Annotated in this window: 22 protein-coding genes, 1 tRNA gene and 1 other RNA gene; 2 read left to right on the plus strand and 22 right to left on the minus strand. The window is 64.3% G+C overall.

Features of this window, described 5'->3' with window-relative positions:
- Nucleotides 1–55: 55 nt before the first annotated feature.
- The 4 genes from FB460_RS07480 to FB460_RS07495 all read right to left on the minus strand — a co-directional run bounded on the left by FB460_RS07480 (nucleotide 56) and on the right by FB460_RS07495 (nucleotide 1,427).
- On the minus strand, nucleotides 56–433 hold the full coding sequence (locus FB460_RS07480) for a type II toxin-antitoxin system death-on-curing family toxin (protein WP_142093528.1): 378 nt from the start codon (nucleotides 431–433) through the stop codon (nucleotides 56–58).
- Nucleotides 430–633, minus strand: a complete 204-nt coding sequence (locus tag FB460_RS07485) for a CopG family transcriptional regulator (protein ID WP_142093529.1) — start codon at nucleotides 631–633, stop codon at nucleotides 430–432. Before FB460_RS07485 ends, FB460_RS07480 begins: the two co-directional genes overlap by 4 nt.
- 228 nt (nucleotides 634–861) lie before the next feature.
- The gene (locus tag FB460_RS07490) at nucleotides 862–1,155 is read right to left on the minus strand and encodes a type II toxin-antitoxin system RelE/ParE family toxin (protein ID WP_142093530.1); all 294 of its coding nucleotides are present in this window, start codon (nucleotides 1,153–1,155) and stop codon (nucleotides 862–864) included.
- Nucleotides 1,156–1,163: 8 nt separating this feature from the next.
- A complete protein-coding gene (locus FB460_RS07495) occupies nucleotides 1,164–1,427 on the minus strand; it encodes a type II toxin-antitoxin system RelB/DinJ family antitoxin (RefSeq protein ID WP_142093531.1) in 264 nt (87 codons plus the stop codon).
- Nucleotides 1,428–1,483: 56 nt separating this feature from the next.
- Between FB460_RS07495 and FB460_RS07500 the strand changes: the two genes are divergently transcribed.
- A complete protein-coding gene (locus FB460_RS07500; protein ID WP_142093532.1) occupies nucleotides 1,484–1,801 on the plus strand; it encodes a hypothetical protein in 318 nt (105 codons plus the stop codon).
- 37 nt (nucleotides 1,802–1,838) lie between these two features.
- Here FB460_RS07500 and ssrA read toward each other — a convergent pair.
- The 8 genes from ssrA to prfB form a co-directional block, all read right to left on the minus strand.
- Nucleotides 1,839–2,210, minus strand: a transfer-messenger RNA (tmRNA) gene (gene ssrA, locus FB460_RS07505).
- 94 nt (nucleotides 2,211–2,304) lie between these two features.
- Nucleotides 2,305–2,769: a magnetosome magnetite crystal formation protein family gene (locus tag FB460_RS07510; RefSeq protein WP_142093533.1), complete on the minus strand. Its 465-nt coding sequence runs from the start codon at nucleotides 2,767–2,769 to the stop codon at nucleotides 2,305–2,307.
- Nucleotides 2,770–2,803: 34 nt separating this feature from the next.
- Nucleotides 2,804–4,522 carry a DUF2207 domain-containing protein gene (locus tag FB460_RS07515; RefSeq protein ID WP_142093534.1) on the minus strand — a complete coding sequence of 573 codons (1,719 nt, stop codon included), beginning with the start codon at nucleotides 4,520–4,522 and terminating at the stop codon, nucleotides 2,804–2,806.
- On the minus strand, nucleotides 4,519–5,016 hold the full coding sequence (smpB, locus tag FB460_RS07520) for an SsrA-binding protein SmpB (protein ID WP_142093535.1): 498 nt from the start codon (nucleotides 5,014–5,016) through the stop codon (nucleotides 4,519–4,521). The genes FB460_RS07515 and smpB overlap by 4 nt, the downstream gene beginning before the upstream one ends.
- A 162-nt stretch (nucleotides 5,017–5,178) precedes the next feature.
- On the minus strand, nucleotides 5,179–7,098 hold the full coding sequence (locus FB460_RS07525) for a peptidoglycan DD-metalloendopeptidase family protein (protein WP_142093536.1): 1,920 nt from the start codon (nucleotides 7,096–7,098) through the stop codon (nucleotides 5,179–5,181).
- A 130-nt stretch (nucleotides 7,099–7,228) separates the two neighbouring features.
- Nucleotides 7,229–8,131 carry a permease-like cell division protein FtsX gene (ftsX, locus tag FB460_RS07530; RefSeq protein WP_142093537.1) on the minus strand — a complete coding sequence of 301 codons (903 nt, stop codon included), beginning with the start codon at nucleotides 8,129–8,131 and terminating at the stop codon, nucleotides 7,229–7,231.
- Between the two features lie 10 nt (nucleotides 8,132–8,141).
- Nucleotides 8,142–8,828 (minus strand): cell division ATP-binding protein FtsE, encoded by a 687-nt coding sequence (ftsE, locus tag FB460_RS07535; protein WP_142093538.1) that lies wholly within the window; start codon nucleotides 8,826–8,828, stop codon nucleotides 8,142–8,144.
- A gap of 60 nt (nucleotides 8,829–8,888) precedes the next feature.
- A complete protein-coding gene (gene prfB, locus FB460_RS07540; protein ID WP_142093539.1) occupies nucleotides 8,889–9,998 on the minus strand; it encodes a peptide chain release factor 2 in 1,110 nt (369 codons plus the stop codon).
- A 68-nt stretch (nucleotides 9,999–10,066) separates the two neighbouring features.
- On the opposite strand from prfB, the gene FB460_RS07545 reads away from it, so the two are divergent.
- Nucleotides 10,067–10,522 carry a GatB/YqeY domain-containing protein gene (locus tag FB460_RS07545; RefSeq protein ID WP_142093540.1) on the plus strand — a complete coding sequence of 152 codons (456 nt, stop codon included), beginning with the start codon at nucleotides 10,067–10,069 and terminating at the stop codon, nucleotides 10,520–10,522.
- 17 nt (nucleotides 10,523–10,539) lie between these two features.
- Here the strand turns inward: FB460_RS07545 and FB460_RS07550 are convergent, their stop codons facing one another.
- The 10 genes from FB460_RS07550 to pgeF form a co-directional block, all read right to left on the minus strand.
- Nucleotides 10,540–11,376, minus strand: a complete 837-nt coding sequence (locus FB460_RS07550; protein WP_342775226.1) for a glycerophosphodiester phosphodiesterase — start codon at nucleotides 11,374–11,376, stop codon at nucleotides 10,540–10,542.
- 62 nt (nucleotides 11,377–11,438) lie between these two features.
- Nucleotides 11,439–11,523 (minus strand) — tRNA-Leu (locus FB460_RS07555).
- 123 nt (nucleotides 11,524–11,646) lie between these two features.
- Nucleotides 11,647–13,080, minus strand: coding sequence for a pyruvate kinase (pyk, locus tag FB460_RS07560; RefSeq protein ID WP_142093542.1), 1,434 nt, complete (start codon nucleotides 13,078–13,080; stop codon nucleotides 11,647–11,649).
- A gap of 70 nt (nucleotides 13,081–13,150) precedes the next feature.
- Entirely contained in the window at nucleotides 13,151–14,074 is a 924-nt protein-coding gene (locus FB460_RS07565) for an RluA family pseudouridine synthase (protein ID WP_142093543.1), read from the minus strand.
- On the minus strand, nucleotides 14,067–14,720 hold the full coding sequence (gene lspA / locus FB460_RS07570) for a signal peptidase II (RefSeq protein ID WP_142093544.1): 654 nt from the start codon (nucleotides 14,718–14,720) through the stop codon (nucleotides 14,067–14,069). The genes FB460_RS07565 and lspA overlap by 8 nt, the downstream gene beginning before the upstream one ends.
- Entirely contained in the window at nucleotides 14,717–15,127 is a 411-nt protein-coding gene (locus FB460_RS07575; protein WP_142093545.1) for a TraR/DksA family transcriptional regulator, read from the minus strand. Before FB460_RS07575 ends, lspA begins: the two co-directional genes overlap by 4 nt.
- Before the next feature lie 181 nt (nucleotides 15,128–15,308).
- Nucleotides 15,309–16,235 carry a DivIVA domain-containing protein gene (locus FB460_RS07580; protein ID WP_142093546.1) on the minus strand — a complete coding sequence of 309 codons (927 nt, stop codon included), beginning with the start codon at nucleotides 16,233–16,235 and terminating at the stop codon, nucleotides 15,309–15,311.
- A gap of 155 nt (nucleotides 16,236–16,390) precedes the next feature.
- A complete protein-coding gene (locus tag FB460_RS07585; RefSeq protein WP_142093547.1) occupies nucleotides 16,391–16,678 on the minus strand; it encodes a YggT family protein in 288 nt (95 codons plus the stop codon).
- Between the two features lie 18 nt (nucleotides 16,679–16,696).
- Complete coding sequence (locus tag FB460_RS07590; RefSeq protein ID WP_142093548.1) at nucleotides 16,697–17,278, minus strand: cell division protein SepF; 582 nt, start codon at nucleotides 17,276–17,278, stop codon at nucleotides 16,697–16,699.
- A 34-nt stretch (nucleotides 17,279–17,312) separates the two neighbouring features.
- Nucleotides 17,313–18,077, minus strand: coding sequence for a peptidoglycan editing factor PgeF (gene pgeF / locus FB460_RS07595; RefSeq protein WP_142093549.1), 765 nt, complete (start codon nucleotides 18,075–18,077; stop codon nucleotides 17,313–17,315).
- Nucleotides 18,078–18,172 lie beyond the last annotated feature (95 nt).

Genomic DNA, 18,172 nt, shown 5'->3' on the forward strand with positions numbered 1-18,172 from the left:
ACCGCCCGCGATGTGAGGGACACCAGTGTGGCGATGCGTCCCGAAGCAGGACCGGCTAGGTGGCATCACATCTCGCCCAGTCGGCAAGCGCATCAGCGACGTCAGCCAACACCACCTGGCCGCTCGCGACGGTGATCACGAGATCATAGGCATCGTCATCGGAAGCCTCGATCCAGACGCCGTTCAGATCCAGAAACACCAAGGTCGCCAACCATCCCAGTCGTTTGTTGCCGTCCACGAGCGGATGATTGTTGACAAGCGAGTCCATGAGAGCCGCAGCCTTGAGCTCCAGCGCCGGATACGCCTCCTGACCCCATAGCGAAGTCGTCGGCCGGTGCGCAGCCGACTCCAGCAAACCAAGATCCCTGACAGGGCCGACCCCCAGGTCGGTCACGAGCGTCAGCAGATCCTCCGTGGACAGGAAGACAGTCACTGCCCCAGCCGCTCGATGACATCCGCATAGCGGGTCCGAACACGTGCAGAGGCATCCGCAACCCGGGCCTGATGCCCGCGACGTTCCGCGACCTCATGGATCGCACGGATCGTCGCCTCCTGTTTGCTCACACCATCAGCCGCCGCGAGCGCAGCCAACGCCTGCTCGTCGCGTTCGGTGAGTCGAAGTGTCATCGCCATGCACCAACGATACCAATGTGACACCACCTGAATGTTCCAACGATCCCGGACACCACGACGTTGGCGCTTGCCCCCAACTGCAGTGCCACGAAGACACCCAATGCATCCGAACACGACAGAAGGCCGAAACTGCACATGCAGTCTCGGCCTTCCGACACAGGGATGAGTGGAGATGAGGGGGGCACGTGTCGAACCCTTGACGGTCTGTCAGCACCTCATGCTGGTGGATCAATGCCCGAAGATCTCATCATGCGTGCCTGTCCGCAGGAAGATGGCCAGTTCGTCGGTGGTCTGCCACACGCACAACCAATCCCCCATTTTCGCGACGTGACACTCCTTGGCTCCCTGCCACGCGCCCTTCAGCTCGTGCATACGATGCCGTCGACGGAGCTCCCCCAGCGACGCCGCATCGTTGACCAAAACGAGTCGAATAACGTCCTTCAACGGTTCAACGGCGACGTGCTTCTTCTGCAACCGCTTGACATCACGCTCGAACTTCGACGTGAATTCAGGACGCAACATACTGAGCTTCAGATGCCGAGAGCGTGGAACACCTCGTCCGCGTCAGCGAACCGCGACGTGCCACGCTCGGCGATCTGCGCCGCCTCGCGAAGAGCCTCGAGCGACTCCCGGTTCGGCTCGCCGTAGCTGAGGTTCAGGGGAATCCGGTTCTCGCGCACGATCTGCCGATAGAAGGCGCGCGTCACCGACGACAAGTCAAACCCAAAGTCTTCCGCGATCTCCGCAGCGCGCTCCTTCGTCGACTCATCCACACGAACGGTCACTGATGCCATGACAACCACCTCCGTAAAACATTTTAGCATCAACGTCCTACACCAGCCCCCCTCGCATGAGTCATCGCGCAGGCATCTTCAACACCGCCACCCAGACAGCCATGGAAGCACTGGAACAACGCCAGCAAGAGTTGGACCAAGCCATCCAGAGCGAACAAGCCAAGACAATCCTGCACGAAGATGCGATCGCCAGCGCCGCCTTCTACCAGAGATTCGCCAACGCCAAGCTGAGCAAACCAATCACCAAAGACCTGCTGCTCCACCCCTTCATCGCCGGAGAGCAGAAGCTGACCATCACCACGCGCTACTACAACGGTGGGGAACCCATCCCCCACGAACAGCTCACCAAGCACAACAAAATGGGTACGCGTTGAGCTCTCCAAGAGAGTTCAACGCGTACCCAAGGGGTATTTGTGGAGATGGCGGGAATCGAACCCGCGTCCTCGAAGGATGTCCCAGGGCTTCTCCGGGCGCAGCTGACAATTGACGTTCTACTCGGCTCCTGCACTCCTGCCAGCGAGTTGCAGACGAGCCCAGCCGTGTGAAAGTCCCCCACTCACCCCACGGCGTGGTGAGCGGAGCAAGCCTCCATTGGTCGAGGCCAGACACCGAGCCGAAGGCTAGCCCGGGCTGACCCTTCGATCACTGATCAGGCAGCGAGAGCGAAGTCAGTGCGCTTAGAATCGGCACTTATTGGTTTCCAGAGAGCGTTAACGAGATAACTCTGGATCCTCGGCCCGCTTCCCCTGGGATCACCGCCCCAAGTCGAAACCGATCATCCCCCTGTTGAGTTGTTCCACCCACCCGGACCACCGGATACGTGGATCGATCCAGCTTAGCGCGTCGCACCGGGGCCGGACCAATGACGGTCAAACAACTAGTGCCTCGAACGTGCACGCCCGATGCGGTCGATGAGCGCGTCGACTGGCGATTCCCAATCCTCACCGCGGCCGGCCTGCACCGCCCCTGCCACCGAGAGCAACACCCACAGTCCGAAACCGGCGACGAACGCCTTCTCGGCCAGGAAGCTCCCATCCAGCAACAATGCCGCCACCAGCGTCAGGGTTCCCATCACCAGGGTGAGGCGAAAGGCCTTCGCAGCCTCGCGCCGCACCATCGAGCCGGGACGTGCAGTGAGCCAGAACAGCGCCGGGCCGAACACGCTCAGCGGCAGGGCCGACATGTAGGCACCGGCAGCAGCGATCCGCGTCCCCGAGCGGTCGTCGGTGTGCACCGGCAACGGCGTCGCCGCGGAGACTGGCATCGGCTGCCGTGGAGCCGCGTCGTGGTCGAGCGGCCGGTGCTCGGTGAACTGGTAATCGACGTACTGGGGAAAGGTCATACGTCAAGTGTGCGCCGCAACGGCCACCTGCACATCAGGTTCGTCCCTGAGCCTGCCCCTGCAAAACCGCGCCCTGCGGACCCGTCGCGGCCAACTCCAACGCCCGCACCACCCCGATGACGGCGAACGGGGAGAACGTCGCGCCCCTCCACCACGGGGGCATCTCGTCGGACACACGCCCCAGCGTGATGGCCTCCTGCATGATGGACGCCCATCGCTCGGTGTCATCGACACTCACCGACCATGGCAGGCTCTCGGTCAACATCGAGGTTCCCGGCTCCACCTGATCGGCCTCCAGCGCAGCCAGTGCCTCCCGATGCAGCCGCACGCGTTCGCTCACCTTCGCGCCCTGCTCGGTCGGCAACGCCCATCGACGCCAACTCACCATCCACACCACACCGATCGCGACGGGCAGGAGCGCCAACACCCCGACCACCGCCCAGCCGACCTGCACCGAGGCCACCCCCGACAGTGCGAACCCCGAGAGTGCGAGCACCGTGCCCACAGCGAGCAACAGTCCGAACAGCGTCGGCGCCGTCAACAGCGCCCGTCGCCGAGGGAACCATTTCGCCTCGGTCACCGTGCAGCACACCGCCCTGCGTAGTGCGGCGTGCACATCGGGGATGGGGCGTCGAGGCCCCAGCGTGATCGTCGCCCCTGACTTGGGATGCCCGAACAACCGGGCCAGGAGGGCCGACTCGTAGCCGCGACGCACCCGGCCGGGGTCGCGCACCGCGATGGTGGCCTCTCCCGCCACGGCTGGCCCGATGTCCACCACACCCCGCACAGCGAGATCCATCAAGGTGGCCGCGGTGTGGCGTGCTCCCCACACTCCGTCCACCAACAGCGACGCCTCCGCCGGCGAGATGTCCGGAGGCTCCAGCAGCACCCTGTCGTCGGGAACATGCCGACGCGGCCGCGCGACCCGAGCGATGCCCTGACTGCGTCGGAGCTCACGCCACACCAGAGCCGAGGTGATGAGCGTCGATGCCACCATGGCCAAGCCCCCGATGAGTAGGGAGCGCCGCACCGGCTCGGCGCGGGCCACGAGCTCCGGTCCCGGCTCGACCGCACCGGGGATGAGGAGTGCCGCCACACGGAAAGTGTCGTCGGGGCCGAGACTCGACGTCTGGTAATGCCCCCGACCGTCAGACGACACGGTGGCTCCCGGGCATGGCGCCTCGTCCTCCTCATCGAGGGAGCACCGGGCTCCCTGAACGCCTCCCGGAGCGCTGACGCTGACCTCCACCTTCTCGACCGGAGCGCCCGGGCCTGCAGCAGAGACATCCCAGACGAATTCGTCGAAGCCGGGTTGGGACTGCGTCGCACTGCGGATCGTGTACCGGATCAGATAGGTCTCGGTACGGTCGGCCGGGCGGGACGGATCCCCGATCCGCAGGCGTGTTCGACCCGTTCCGTGTTCCTGCACGGTTCTTTGGGAGACATCGGTGGCCGCTCCGGTGGGGCTGGAGACGACCACATCGGACACGGCGTAAACGACGTCACGGCTCGAGTCCCAAGGTTCTCGGGCCGGGATGTCGAGCTCGATACCTGGGCGGCCCCGAGCGCCGAACTCGTACTCGATGCGCTGGGTGACATCCACATCACCATTGGGTCGGACCACGTAATCGGCTTCCATGGAGTGCACGACATCACGCCAGCCCGCATGCGCCGGTGCTGCGGTGTCCACGTGGATCGCCAAGCCTCCGATCAGCACCCCCAGAGCGATGCAGGCACGAGCCAGCAGCCTCATCGAGCCCTCCGGTTGCGGGCGGCCAGTGCCCGCTGAGCCTCACGATCTGCATCTCGTTCACGGATGGTCTGACGTTTGTCGTACTCACGTTTGCCCTCGGCCACGGCCAGCTCCACCTTGGCGTACCCATCCTTGAAGTACAGCGACAAAGGGACGAGCGTCCGACCCGTGGGCTCCACACCGCGGGCGATACGTTCGATCTCACGCCGATGCAGCAGCAGCTTGCGCGTGCGTCGGGCACTGTGGTTGAAGATGTTGCCGTGGCTGTACTCGGGGATGTTGGCCTGACGCAACCAGACCTCTCCATCATCGAGGGTGGCGAACGCGTCGACAAGGCTGGCCCAGCCTGCTCGCAAGGACTTCACCTCAGTCCCGGCCAGGACGATCCCCGCCTCGTAGGTGTCGATGATCTTGTAATCGTGCCGTGCCTTTTTGTTGCGCGCCACGACGCCCTCGGTGGACACACCCTTCACCGGGCCTTTGGACTTGGCCATGACACCTCCTCGATTGATGCGCCCCGCACCGAGCCTGGCTGACAGATGCGAACGAGCGGCCCAGCCACCTTACTCGAAGGTGGCTGGGCCGCTCGTGTGACACATTCGCGGGCGTCAGCCCAGATATCCCCCCGGGCGTCAGCCCAGATATCCCCCCGGGCGTCAGCCCAGATATCCCATGGGGTCGACTGCTTCGCCGTTGGAATAGACCATGAAGTGCAGGTGGCAACCGGTCGAGTATCCGGTGGAACCGACATACCCGAGAGTCTGTCCCTGCGTCACCTGCTGACCGGGGCTCACGATGTATTCCGTCGCGTGGTTGTAGGACGAGACGATGTTCTCGCCGTTCACGTTGCCGTGGTCCACCATCAGGCGGTTTCCGTAACCGGCGTTGAAGTAGCTCTCGGTCACGACACCGTCACTGACAGCCCGGATCGGCGTGCCACAACCTGCACCGAAGTCGGTGCCATCATGCAGTTTGTACACGTTCAGCACCGGGTGCATACGCATTCCGTAGGCCGAGGTGACACCTCCCTCCGACGGCATGACGAACCCATTGGCAGCCGGGGTGGCGCCAGTGGCGTCACGAGGATCCTCGGCCTCGATCTTCGGCTGTGCCTCCGGCACGACCGGAGCTTCCTGTGCCTGCTCCTCGGCGGCCTGGTTGGCCTCCTGCTGGGCCTCGTCGACACGGGCCTGCGCCTCGGCGGCTTCCTGGGCCGCTTGGTCGGCAGCAGCCTCGGCCTCGGTGGACGGCGAGTCCTCAGGCATCGGCTCTGCCGGCTCGGATCCAGCAGGTTCAGATTCAACGGCCTCAGCGGGAGGCTGGGGTTCAGTGGCCTCAGCCTGTTCCTCAGCAGCCTGTTCAGCCGCTTCCCCTGCCTCGGTCGATTCGGCCGCTTCCCCTGCGGTCGACTCGTCCGTCGGCTCGGTGGACGCCGGAGCCTCGCTCTCACCCGACTCGGCCGCTTCCCCTGCGGTCGACTCGGCCGTGGCTTGTGCCGCCGGCTGTGAGGGCTGCTCACGTGGAGCCTCCCCGGCTTCAGATTCGGCCTGATTCTCTGCAGCAGCCCCCGCATCCTGCGTGGGTGCGGAGTCCGGCGTGGTATCGGTGGGGGCAGCCTGTGTGGTCTCCGACGCAGCCTTCTCCGCAGTCCCGTTCTGCGGCATCGCCGTGGATTCGCTCGGGCTTCCCTCACCCTGAGTGCGCTGTGCGGCGGCCTGTTCACGGGCCTCACGCTCGGCCACGGCCTGATCGATGGCGGCCTGCTGGGACTCCTGCGCCCGATCGTTGAGGCGTTCCTCGACGTTCGCGCGTTCCTGCTCGACCTCCGCGAGGTATTCACGGTCAGCTTGGGCCTGCGCCTCGGCTGCTTCCTTGGCGTCCTCGTTGGCTTCCACCAATTCGCTGACCTGCGCCTGCTGCTGGCTGGCCTGATCCACGAGATTCTGCTTGGCCTGAACGTTTGCGGACGCCTCAGCCTTGCGCTCTGCGAGGATCCGCTCGGCTTCGGCGAGGGAGTCGCGCCGCGCCTCAAGATCCTTCTGGGCCTTCTCGTAGGCCTTCAGATCGGCATTGGTCCCGTCGTGCATCGTCTGCGTCCACTGCGACTGGTTCGCGAGCTCGTGGGTGTCACTGGAGCCGACGACGACGCCGACACCGGCCAGGTCATTGCGCTGCTGGTAGCCGGAGCGCACGACCTCACCGACCTTCTTGCGCTGTTCCTCGACCTTTCGCTCCCCTTCGGCCACCTTGTCCTTGGCCGTCTGGAGATCGGCTCGAGCGGTGCTCAACTTCTCGGCGAGTTCCTCGTCGGCCTGCTTCGCAGCGGCGAGCTCGTTTTGTGTGTTCTTCAGGTTGGTGCGGGCGGTTGCCAATCGGTTCCGCGCACTCTCCAGGTTGTCGGCGGCACGCTGCGCGGCGCCCTCGGACGAGGCGACACGGTTGTTGCCCGCCTCCACCTGTTGACTCACCTGCGTCTGTTGATCGTCCAGACCGTCAGCAAACGCCGGAGCAGCCCCCAAGCACACAGCAAAGGAAACAGCCAGCGACACCGTGGAACGCGTCAGCGTTCTTCGCACGGCGGCGAAACGGCCCGGGACACTCGGATGAGTGTGAGGAAGACCCCGTTGCACAATTGACCCCAATCACATCGGTTGACGTGCTTGCTGCGATCGCACGCCCCGATGCTGACCACGGGGTCAACCCGGGTCAGACCCGGAGATACCTACGAGTCGCCACAAGCGTTGGAATTATGGCCAGAGCGATTGCGACGATTGCAACCCCGCCCATGGCCAATCCCGCGTGTTGCCAGCCAATCCAAGGTGAAGCCTGAATCAAGACTTGAGCCTTTTGGCGAATCAGGAACTGCATCCCAAGAGCCAGCGTTCCGCACGCCAACGCGGCGCCGATGAGAGCTGAGATGAGTGCTTCCAGCAGGAATGGAAGCATGATGTAGAAGTTGCTCGCACCGACCAGACGCATGATCCCGATCTCCCGTCGGCGAGCGAATGCTGCCATGCGAATGGTGTTGGCGATCTGCAGTGACGCGGCCAACAGCAACAGGGCCGACGCGATGACGGTCCCCCACTGCAGGAGGCCGAGCCATTCGAAGAGCCGGTCCAGCACCTCACGCAGATCCTGGACGGCCTGCACCCCTGGCATACCGACAACGGCGCTCACCACGCCTTCGTACTGTTCGGGGTCCACAAGCTTGATGCGATAGGACTCCTGCATCTGCTCGACGGTGACGGTGCCCTCCATCGAAGTGCCGGCGAAGGCCTTCTGGAACTCCTCGAACGCCTCCTCCTTGGTCTCGTGATGGACCTCGGCGACCTCGGGGTTCTCCCGGAGGGTCTGCTCGATGGCAGCCTTCTCGTCCTCGGTGACGTCTTCACCGGGAGTGCAGTTGTCGCCGGTGGAATCGGCATTGCAGAGGAAGACCGAGATCTCGATCTTGTCGTACCAGCCGCCCTTCATGAGCTCGACCTGCTGGTAGGCCAACAGGCCGGCGCCGAACAGCGACAGGGAGACCCACATGGTGACGATGACCGCGATGGTCATCGAGATATTGCTCTTGATGCCGGACCAGGTCTCGGACAGTGTGTAACGCATCAGCTCTCCCTCACTGGTACCCGTAGACGCCCTTGGTCTGGTCACGCACCAATTCGCCGTCGTCGAGTTCGATGACACGTTTGCGCATCTGGTCAACGACCGTGGAGTCATGCGTGGCCATGAGCACGGTGGTGCCGGCACGGTTGATCCGATCCAGAAGTTTCATGATCCCCACCGAGGTCGCGGGGTCGAGGTTGCCGGTGGGCTCATCGGCGATCAGAATCGGAGGCCGATTCACGAAGGCCCGTGCGACGGCGACACGTTGCTGTTCACCCCCGGAGAGTTCTTCGACCATTCGATCGCCCTTCGACCCGAGCCCGACCAGCTCGAGCGTCTCGGGAACCTTGCTGCGAATCTCCCGACGCGGGCGACCGATCACCTGCAGCGCGAAGGCGACATTGTCATAGACGGTTTTTCCCGGCAGAAGCCGGAAATCCTGGAAGATCATGCCGATCTGACGACGCAGACCAGGCACCTTCCAGCTTGGAAGCCTGTTGAGGTCCCGGCCGGCCACATGGATGCTGCCGCTGCTGGGACGCAGCTCGCGCAGGATCAGCCGCAGGAAGGTCGACTTGCCCGAGCCCGAGGTACCGACGAGGAAGACGAACTCCTCGGCCTCGATCTCGACGTCGATATTGCGCAACGCCGCTCGACGCTGCCCTTCATACGTCTTGGTGACATCTTGGAACCGGATCACGTGGCCAGAGTCTAGGGCCGCCGCACCCCCGATCAGGGGATGCACGACCGGCGCGTCAAATCACTCGCTCTCGGAGTTCTTGCGCCAGCGGATACCGGCCTCGATGAAGTCGTCGATCTCCCCATCGAACACGGCATCGGTGTTACCGGTCTCCTGATCGGTGCGCAGATCCTTGACCATCTGGTACGGGTGCAGCACGTAGGAGCGCATCTGGTTGCCCCAGGAGTTGCCACCGTCCCCCTTGAGGGCGTTCAGTTCGGCCTCGCGGTCCTTGCGCGCCTTCTCCAGCAGCTTGGACTGCAACACCTTCATGGCCGCCACCTTGTTCTGCAACTGCGACTTCTCGTTCTGACACGAGACGACAATGCCGGTGGGCACATGCGTCAGACGGACGGCGGAGTCAGTGGTGTTGACCGACTGACCGCCGGGACCAGAGCTGCGGAACACATCGACGCGCACATCAGCTTCGGGGATGTCGACGTGGTCGGCCTCTTCGGTGACGGGGAGCACCTCGACACCGGCGAACGAGGTCTGACGCCGCCCCTGGTTGTCGAACGGCGAGATGCGCACCAGACGGTGCGTTCCCTGCTCGACCGAGAGCGTGCCATAGGCGAATGGAGCCTTGATGGCGAAGGTGGCCGATTTGATACCGGCCTCTTCTGCATAGGAGGTGTCATAGACCTCGGTGCCATAGCCGTGACGCTCGGCCCATCGCATATACATCCGCATCAGCTTCTCGGAGAAGTCGGAGGCGTCGACACCACCGGCTTCGGCACGGATCGTCACCAAGGCGTCACGTTCGTCGTACTCGCCCGAGAGCAGGGTGCGAACCTCGAGTGCGTCCACCGCGACGCGCAGAGCCGCGATCTCGCGTTCGGCCTCGGCGCGAGAGTCGGCGTCGTCCTCCTCCTCCGCGAGCTCGATGAGCACGGACAGATCATCGATACGGGCGCGCAGTTTCTCCACACGCTCCACCTCGGACTGCAGGTGGGACAACCGGGATGTCACCTTCTGGGCATTCTCCTGATCGTCCCAGAGATCAGGTGCGGACGCCTGTTTTTCGAGCTCGACGATCTCCGAACGCTTGGATTCGAGGTCGCTCACGGCCTCGATCGATGCCAGAGCATGCTCCAGCGCGTCCACTTCGGTCGAAAGATCTGCATCAGCCACAACGCCTCAGCGTACCCCACGTCGATGTGGATGCTCAGAGCACGGGCGAACAGTGGAATGATGTGCTCATGGCAGAACTCAAAGACCAGCTCCGCACCGACATGACCGCTGCGATGAAGGCCAAGGACCGACACACCGTCACCGTGCTCCGCTCGGTGATGGCGGCGTTCTCCGCCGAAGAAGTCTCCGGTGACGCTTCACACGAGCTGACCGCCGAGCAGGAACTCGCGGTTCTTCGCAAGCAGGCGCGGCAGCGTCGCGATTCCGCCGAATCGTACGGTGATGCCGGGCGTCAGGATCTCGCCGACGCCGAGATCGCGGAGGCCGAGGTTCTCGAGGCCTACCTCCCCCAGCCGCTTTCGAGCGAGGAACTCACTGCGCTCGTCGACGCCGAGATCGCCGCTCTCGGCGAGGAGCCGACCATGAAGCACATGGGCGCTCTGGTGAAGGCGGTCAATGCCAAGGCCGAAGGCCGCGCCGACGGCAAGGCCGTCGCCGACGCGGTGCGCTCCCGCATCGCCTGACCAGATCTCCCCGGCCCTCAGCCCCTCAACGCCGCCCGGGCCGCTCCCGGGGCGTTGGTAATCACCGCATCGACCCCGAGTGCCTCCGCCAGCCGGATGTGTTCGGGGTCGTCCAGCGTCCAAACGTGGACACGCAGACCTGCGCCATGACATTCTGCGACGATCTCCGGTGTCTGCAGTGACGCCGCTGACGGATGATAGGCGGCGGCGCCGCAGGAACTCACATAGTCGGCGGGCCGCCACAGATGCGCCCCCGTCAACACGCCCAGACGCAGCTGCGGTGCCTGCGCCCGCACCTCGGCGAGCGTGTGGTGGTTGAACGACGAGACCCAGACGCGATCAGAGACCCCGGACACGGTGATGATGTCCGCTGCTCGGGCCGCGATCCCCGGGTAGAACGTGGGCAGGGTCTTGAGCTCGACATTGGCCTGCATATCGGCCGGCAGCCACTCGAGGACCTCCTCGAGCGTGGGGATCGACTCCCTCTCATGCTCATTCCACGGGCCATGCTCATTCCCCAGGCCATGGGCCACCGAACCGTGGGAGGCGTCGTAGGAGTACCTCCGCAATTGCTCGAGTGTCAGGTCGGCCACCACGCCACGCCCATTGCTGGTGCGGTCGATGGTTTCATCGTGGATCACCACGAGCTCGCCATCGGCTGTGCGGTGCACGTCGAACTCGATGGCGTCCGCTCCCTGCTCGGCCGCAAGCCGAAAGGCGCTCATCGTGTTCTCCGGTGCCTCCGCGCTCGCTCCCCTGTGCGCCCAGATCTCCATGGAATCAGTACACCACCTGTGCGTCACCAAGGATGCGTCACCAGGAAACGACCGATCCTGGCCTGTTCTCGGCGGCATCCGACGCCGAGAACGGCCACACGGAGACGTCACGGCTGAACGATGCCACGACCACCGATCGGTACCGGAGAGGGGATTCGAACCCCTAAGGCCTTTTAGAGCCAGACGGGTTTGAGCCGTCCGCGTATACCGTTCCGCCACTCCGGCGCGCCCGGGAACACATGTATCCCTCGGGGCACCGCGAAAATATAGCTCATCGACGGCCCCAGCCGCGAACCGGCCCACCGACGAGGGCCTGGCCCGGCTCATGATCCGGGCCATGGGGGCTCCTCAGAGGGACGGGTGACCGCTCGTGGGCGGCTTGATCTTGTGCACCCGCACCGCGTTGGTCTTACCGGGGACCCCCACCGGGTAGCCCGAGACGGTCACGACGCGGTCCCCCACTTTCACGAAATCACCGTGGACGAGGGCGCGATCCACCTCGAGGATCATTTCGTCGGTGCTGTCACAGTCGCGCACCAGGAAGGTCTTGATGCCCCATGACAGCGTCAGCGCCTGTGCCGTCGATCGGCTGGGCGTGAACACCAGGATGGGGATCTCCGGCCGCAACCGCGCCAGACGGCGAGCGGTGTCCCCGGAGGTGGTGAAGGCCACCAGGTACGTGGCGCCGATACGTTCAGCCACCTCGGCGGCGGCCTTGGACATGATGCCACCGGTGGTGTGCGGATCCCAGTCGATGACGTCGATGCGATCCATGCCGTGTGACTCGGTGTTACGGACGATGTTGCGCATCGTCTCGACCGTCGTGATCGGGTACTGCCCCACCGAGGTCTCACCCGAGAGCATGACGGCATCGGCTCCATCGAGCACCGCATTGGCCACATCCGAGGCCTCGGCGCGCGTCGGCCGCGGAGCATGGATCATCGACTCCAGCATCTGGGTGGCCACGATGACCGGCTTGGCCCAGCGTCGCGCGGCAACGATGATGCGCTTCTGCGCCATCGGCACCTGCTCCAGAGGAAGCTCGACGCCCAGGTCGCCACGCGCGACCATCACCGCGTCGAAACTGTCGACGATCTCACCGATGGCCTCCACAGCCTGAGGCTTCTCGATCTTCGCGATGACCGGAACGGTGCGGTTCTCCTCGCGCATGATCTCGTGCACCGGCTCGACATCCTTGGCACTGCGCACGAAGGACAGGGCGATCATGTCAACCCCGCTGCGCAACGCCCATCGAAGGTCGTCGCAGTCCTTCTCACTCATCGCGGGGACGCTGACCGCCACCCCCGGGAGATTGATGCCCTTGTGGTCCGAGACCGGCCCCCCGACAGTGACGCGGCACACCACGTCGGTCCGGCTGACCTCCTCGGCGACGAGATGCACGTTTCCGTCATCAATGAGGATGCGGTCCCCCGGCGTCACATCGCCGGTCAATCCCTTGTAGGTCGTGGAACAGCGTTCCTTGTCGCCCTCCACATCCTCGGTGGTGATCGTGAACCGATCGCCGTATCCGAGCGTGACCTTGCCTTCGGCGAACTTCCCGAGTCGGATCTTGGGTCCCTGCAGATCCGCGAGAACACCCACCGGGCGCCCCACCTTCTCGGCGGCCTGCCGCACCAACTGAAGGCGGCGATCGTGCTCGGCATGATCGCCGTGGCTCATGTTGAGTCGAGCGACGTTCATGCCCGCCTGTACCAGACCGACGATCTTGTCCAGATCGTTGGTCGCCGGACCAAGAGTGCAAACAATTTTGGCTCTACGCACGGTCCCCAAGCATAGTCCTGCACCTTCTCATCATCGATGGGGGCCTTGTGCCTGCCTTTCGGCCTCGGCCTCAGGCGCGTTGCAGAACCTCGAGGGCATGAGCCAGGTCCTCCGGAGGTTCGGAGGTGAAATGCACCTGCTCCCCACTGCCGGGATGCTCGAAGCCCAAACCGACCGCATGCAGCCACTGTCGTTCCAGCCCCACACGTTCCGACAGTCTGGGATCCGCCCCATACAACGCGTCACCAACACACGGGTGCCCAGTCGCAGCCATATGGACGCGGATCTGGTGCGTGCGCCCGGTCTCGAGATGCACCTCGATGAGAGTGGCGGCCGCCATCGCCTCAAGCGTGTCGTAGTGGGTGATCGACTCCCGTCCCCCCTCGACGATCGCCATCTTCCATTCCCCACTGTGGTGGCGCCCGATGGGTGCGTCGATGGTCCCGGAGAACGGGTCGGGATGCCCCTGTACGAGGGCGTGGTACGTCTTTTCGACGGTGCGCTCCCGGAACGCCTGTTTCAGCAATGAGTACGCCCGCTCGCTCTTGGCCACCACCATGAGCCCCGAGGTTCCCACGTCGAGACGCTGCACGATGCCCTGACGCTCGGCCGCTCCCGACGTGGAGATCGCAAATCCCGCCGCAGCAAGATGCTCCACGACCGACGGACCTTTCCACCCCAGACTCGGATGGGCCGCAACCCACGCCGGCTTGTCAACGACGATCAAGTCCGCATCATCGTGGACGATGCGCAGCCCCTCCACGATCTGAGGGCGCACCCGAACACCCACCGGGTCCTCGGGGATGTCGACCTCCAGCATCTGCCCCGCATCGACCCGATCCGATTTCGACACAACGACGCCGTCGAGCCGTACCGAACCATTGGCGACGAGATCGGCCACACGGCTACGGGACAGCCCCGTCATGCGGGCGCACGCCGCATCGACGCGGTCACCTTCCAGCCCTCCCGGCACCAGGAACACCCGCTCAGGCATCCGCGCCTTCACCCCCGGCCTCAGACCTGCCCCTGGGCCCCGATACGCCCTTGGGGTTCTCCCCGGACACCACCACGTTGTCGGGAAGGCCATCTGGGCCCACGCCGCTCCGGAACCACACGATCACCAGCGCCACGGCTCCGAGAGTGACACAGATATCGGCCACATTGAAGATCGGCCAAGCCGGAAGCCGAAGGAAGTCGATCACATGCCCCACCGCGAACCCCGGTGGACGGAACAACCGGTCGGTGAGATTGCCCAGGATTCCGGCCGTGATGATGCCCAACGTCAATGCCCAACCGGTGTGCCGCAGCGTCCGTGCCAGCGCCACGACGAAGGCGAGCACCACGAACGAGAGCACGGTGAAGATCCACGTGTGGCCAGCACCGAGCGAGAAAGCCGCACCGGGATTGGCGATGAGGTGCAACTGCAGCAGCTCACCGATGAAAGGGATCGGCGTCCCCCAAGGAAGCGTCGACAGTGCCCACTGCTTGGTTCCCGCATCGATCCCCCACCCGACGAGTGCGGTCACGATCCACAAGGTGAACCCCCGACGGCCACTGATCCGTCGAGACGACACACCATCATTCCGTCGAGACGACACACCATCATTCCGTCGAGACGACGAGGCCTCCGAAGCAGTCATCGCCTTTCCTGGCGCTGCTTGCACGCCATGCACAGGATCGCCCGGGGATACACCTGAAGACGGCCCTTGCCGATGGCTTCGCCACACTCCTGGCAGTGCCCGTATGTGCCGTCGTCGATCGCGTCGAGAGCCGTACGTGTCTGCTCGATCATCTCCCCAGCGTTGGCGGCCAGCGTCATCTCATGGTCGCGCTCGAAGTTCGCCGAACCGATGTCGGCGGCATCGCCGCTGGCTCCCTCATCACCGAGGATCCCCTTGAGGGCTTCCTCAGCTCGATGCAGGGCTTCCCGATGCTGTTCGAGCTCCTCTTCGAGCTCGGCACGCAGCTGGGCGATCTCCTCTGCAGTCCATTGCTCCTCTCCCTCCCGAACCGGAAAGTCAAGCTTGGACGCGGATTGGTTCGCCATGGTGGCTCCTCTCGCATACCCGTCCCGTGACGGGAGACCGCCATGGTAGCGGCATTCGACAACCTTCTCATCAAAAGTCACATCTGGTCGCGGAAACACATCTGCCCCAGCGGACCGTGTTCCCGCAGACAAACGGCGGACCGCTCCAAGAGCGGTCCGCCGCGTGCGGTGAAACTTCAGATCACGCGTTGGGGTTGGTGCCCTCCGCCAGCGCATCAAGACGCGGGGTGCCGGGATTCTCATCAGCGCCCTCAGGCTCCAGACCACCCGACTCCAGCGAACGAATCTGATCCTGAAGATGCTTGGTGAGGTTCTGGCGATAACGGCCCTCAAAAGCACGGAGTCGCGAGACCGTCGCGTTGAGCTGATCGCGGTCGCCCTCAAGCTTGCTCATGGCCTCACGACGCTTCTCGGCCAGCTCACGATCGAGATCGCCGGCACGAGTCTGGGCCTGGGAGGTGATGCGCTCGGCATTGGCGCGGGCATCCTGCTCAACGCGTGCCGCGCGACCCTTGGCCTCATCGGTGATCTGCTGTGCCTGCTGCTTGGCGTTCTCGATGGTCGTACTCGCCTCGGCGTCAGCCTCTTCGGCGATCTTGTTGGCGTCCTCGACCGCACGCTGCACCCAGGCACCGGCCTCGGCTGCGGTGGTGACCACGACGCGGCCCTTCTCATCGGTGACCGGAGCGTTGGTGCCGACCGCGGCAGCCGGTGCGGCTGCTGCGGGGGCCTGCTGACCGGCGCGGCTGGCGTCCTCACGGGCCTTCTGCGCGTCCTGCTTCGCCTTCGCGGCTTCATCCCTGGCCGCCTTCAGATCAGCGGCGTGCGCTTCCTTGAGCTCAGCGATCTTCTTCTCGTACTCAGCCTCGACCTGCTTGCGGATCTCGCCCTCGGCGGCCTGCGGAGCCGCCGTGGACTGCTCATCCTGCTCGAGCTGCGACTCCTTCATCGCCTCGAGCTGGGAACGCATCATCTCGTTCTCTTCGACGATCTGACCGAAGGAGGCCTCGACCTTGTCGACGAACAGGTCGACCTCGGTCGTGTCGTACCCCTGCCTTCGGGCCACGTGGAACTTGGTGTTGCGGACTTCTTCCAAAGTCAGGGACATCGTTCACCTCACGTCGAGAATTGGGTGGTGGGCCACCTCAAGTGTCACTCACATGGTGTCGCCGCACCTCGATGGGACAAGCCAGCCACCACTGAAGACTTACCGTACCAGCGGCTTTCGGTCTCGCAAGCCGAAGGCAACCATCAGGGCACTGCTCAGAAGATCATGGCGTTGACCTGCAGCAGGATCAACACCAGGAACCACACAACCATGAAGCCGAGGTCGAGAGCTGCATTCCCGATCCGCACCGGCGGGATGATCCTGCCGAAGAAATTCAATGGCGGATCGGTGAGCGTGTAAATGGTCTCGGCGATCACGAGCATGATGCCCCGCGGACGCCACGACGGCGCGAACATCGGCACCCAGCTCAGAACCATGCGGGCGAACAACACGCACAGATACAGCGTCAGCACCGTGTTGATGATCTGTCCGAGCAACGACACGTGCACTCCCTCTGAGGCTCAGCTCTGGTTGTAGAACCCGCCCGCGATCCGTTCCTTGTCTTCGGCCGTCACCGTGACATTCTTCGGTGACAGCAGGAACACCTTGTTGGTGACGCGTTCAATCCTGCCATGGAGACCAAAGATGAGCCCCGCGGCGAAATCGACCAGACGCTTGGCGTCTGTGTCCTCCATCTCCGAGAGATTCATGATCACCGGCACGCCATCGCGGAAATGTTCACCGATGGTGCGTGCTTCGTTATAGGTACGGGGGCACACGGTGATGATGCGGGAAAGGTCAGCCACACTCGGCTCCGGTTCAGGATCACGCGTGGACTCGGTTCGTGCCACCCCGCCTCGAGCCGAGGTCTCCCCCGGGCGTCGCGTGGCGGGACGATCGCCACGTCGCCGGTCGATCTCATGAACCTCGGCGGAATCCTCGGCACCGACACCTTCGGTCAATTCGACATCTTCGGTGTACTCATCCTCGAGCTCATCGTCATGGCGACCATCACGGCGACGACGATCGTCCTCGTCGTAGTCGTCATAGCGATCATCGGCGACGAGGCCGAGCCACGCCGCTGCGTTCTTGAGACTGCCCATCGGTGCCTCCTATTTCGTGCACGTCATGACGACGTTATCCGAGGCCCACCTTACGGGACTCACCGACACGCCCGGTACAGAACACGATGCCCGCCTGTCGCCCGGCCGCCGCATCGACGCGATGGCTGAAGAAGCGTTCCGGGTCAGTGCGCGTACACCGATCGTGCCGCTCCACATGTACCCCCATCTCGGTCAGCTGGGCGTCTGCACCTGCGCCCAGATCAATCGCCGGCGTCCCCCACGTGGTCGTCGCCCTCGTGGCGGGAAGGATTTCGGCGGCCGCGTCACGCATGGGCTCGGGAACCTCATAACAGTCCCCGCAGATATGCGGACCGATCCAGGCCCGCAGCGGTGCCGGGCTCAACCCACGCATCGTCTCGACCGTGGCCTCCAAGACCCCGGCCAGCAGACCGACACGGCCGGCATGAGCCGCTCCGACGACTGATCCGTCCTCGGACGCGAACAGTACCGGGACACAGTCGGCCACTCTGATCAACAGGCCCACATCGGGTTCGGTGGTCACCAAGGCGTCGGCCTCCACCTCGGGGCACTGCTGCCCATCGACGGCATCGTGGACGACATGGACGTTGGTGGTGTGCATCTGGTCGACGCGGATCAGAGCACGAAGGCCCAACTCCCGTCGAACGATCTCGAGATTGTCGTGAACCGCGGGGTCCACTCCCACGCGACCAAGGTTCAACGAGCTCCACGACCCCTGGGATCGTCCACCGAGGCGGTCGGTGAAGGCCAGCCCGACTCCCGGAACCGTGTCTCCCGGATCGAGCCTCAACGCGAACACGGCGTCACTTCAGGAAGTCGGGAACGTCCAGGTCGTCGCCATCATCGGGCTTGGGGGCGGCCGGACGCTGCTGCGTCGGGGCCTGCCACGTGGAA

The sequence above is a fragment of the Propioniferax innocua genome (assembly GCF_006716235.1).
Taxonomy (GTDB): domain Bacteria; phylum Actinomycetota; class Actinomycetes; order Propionibacteriales; family Propionibacteriaceae; genus Propioniferax; species Propioniferax innocua.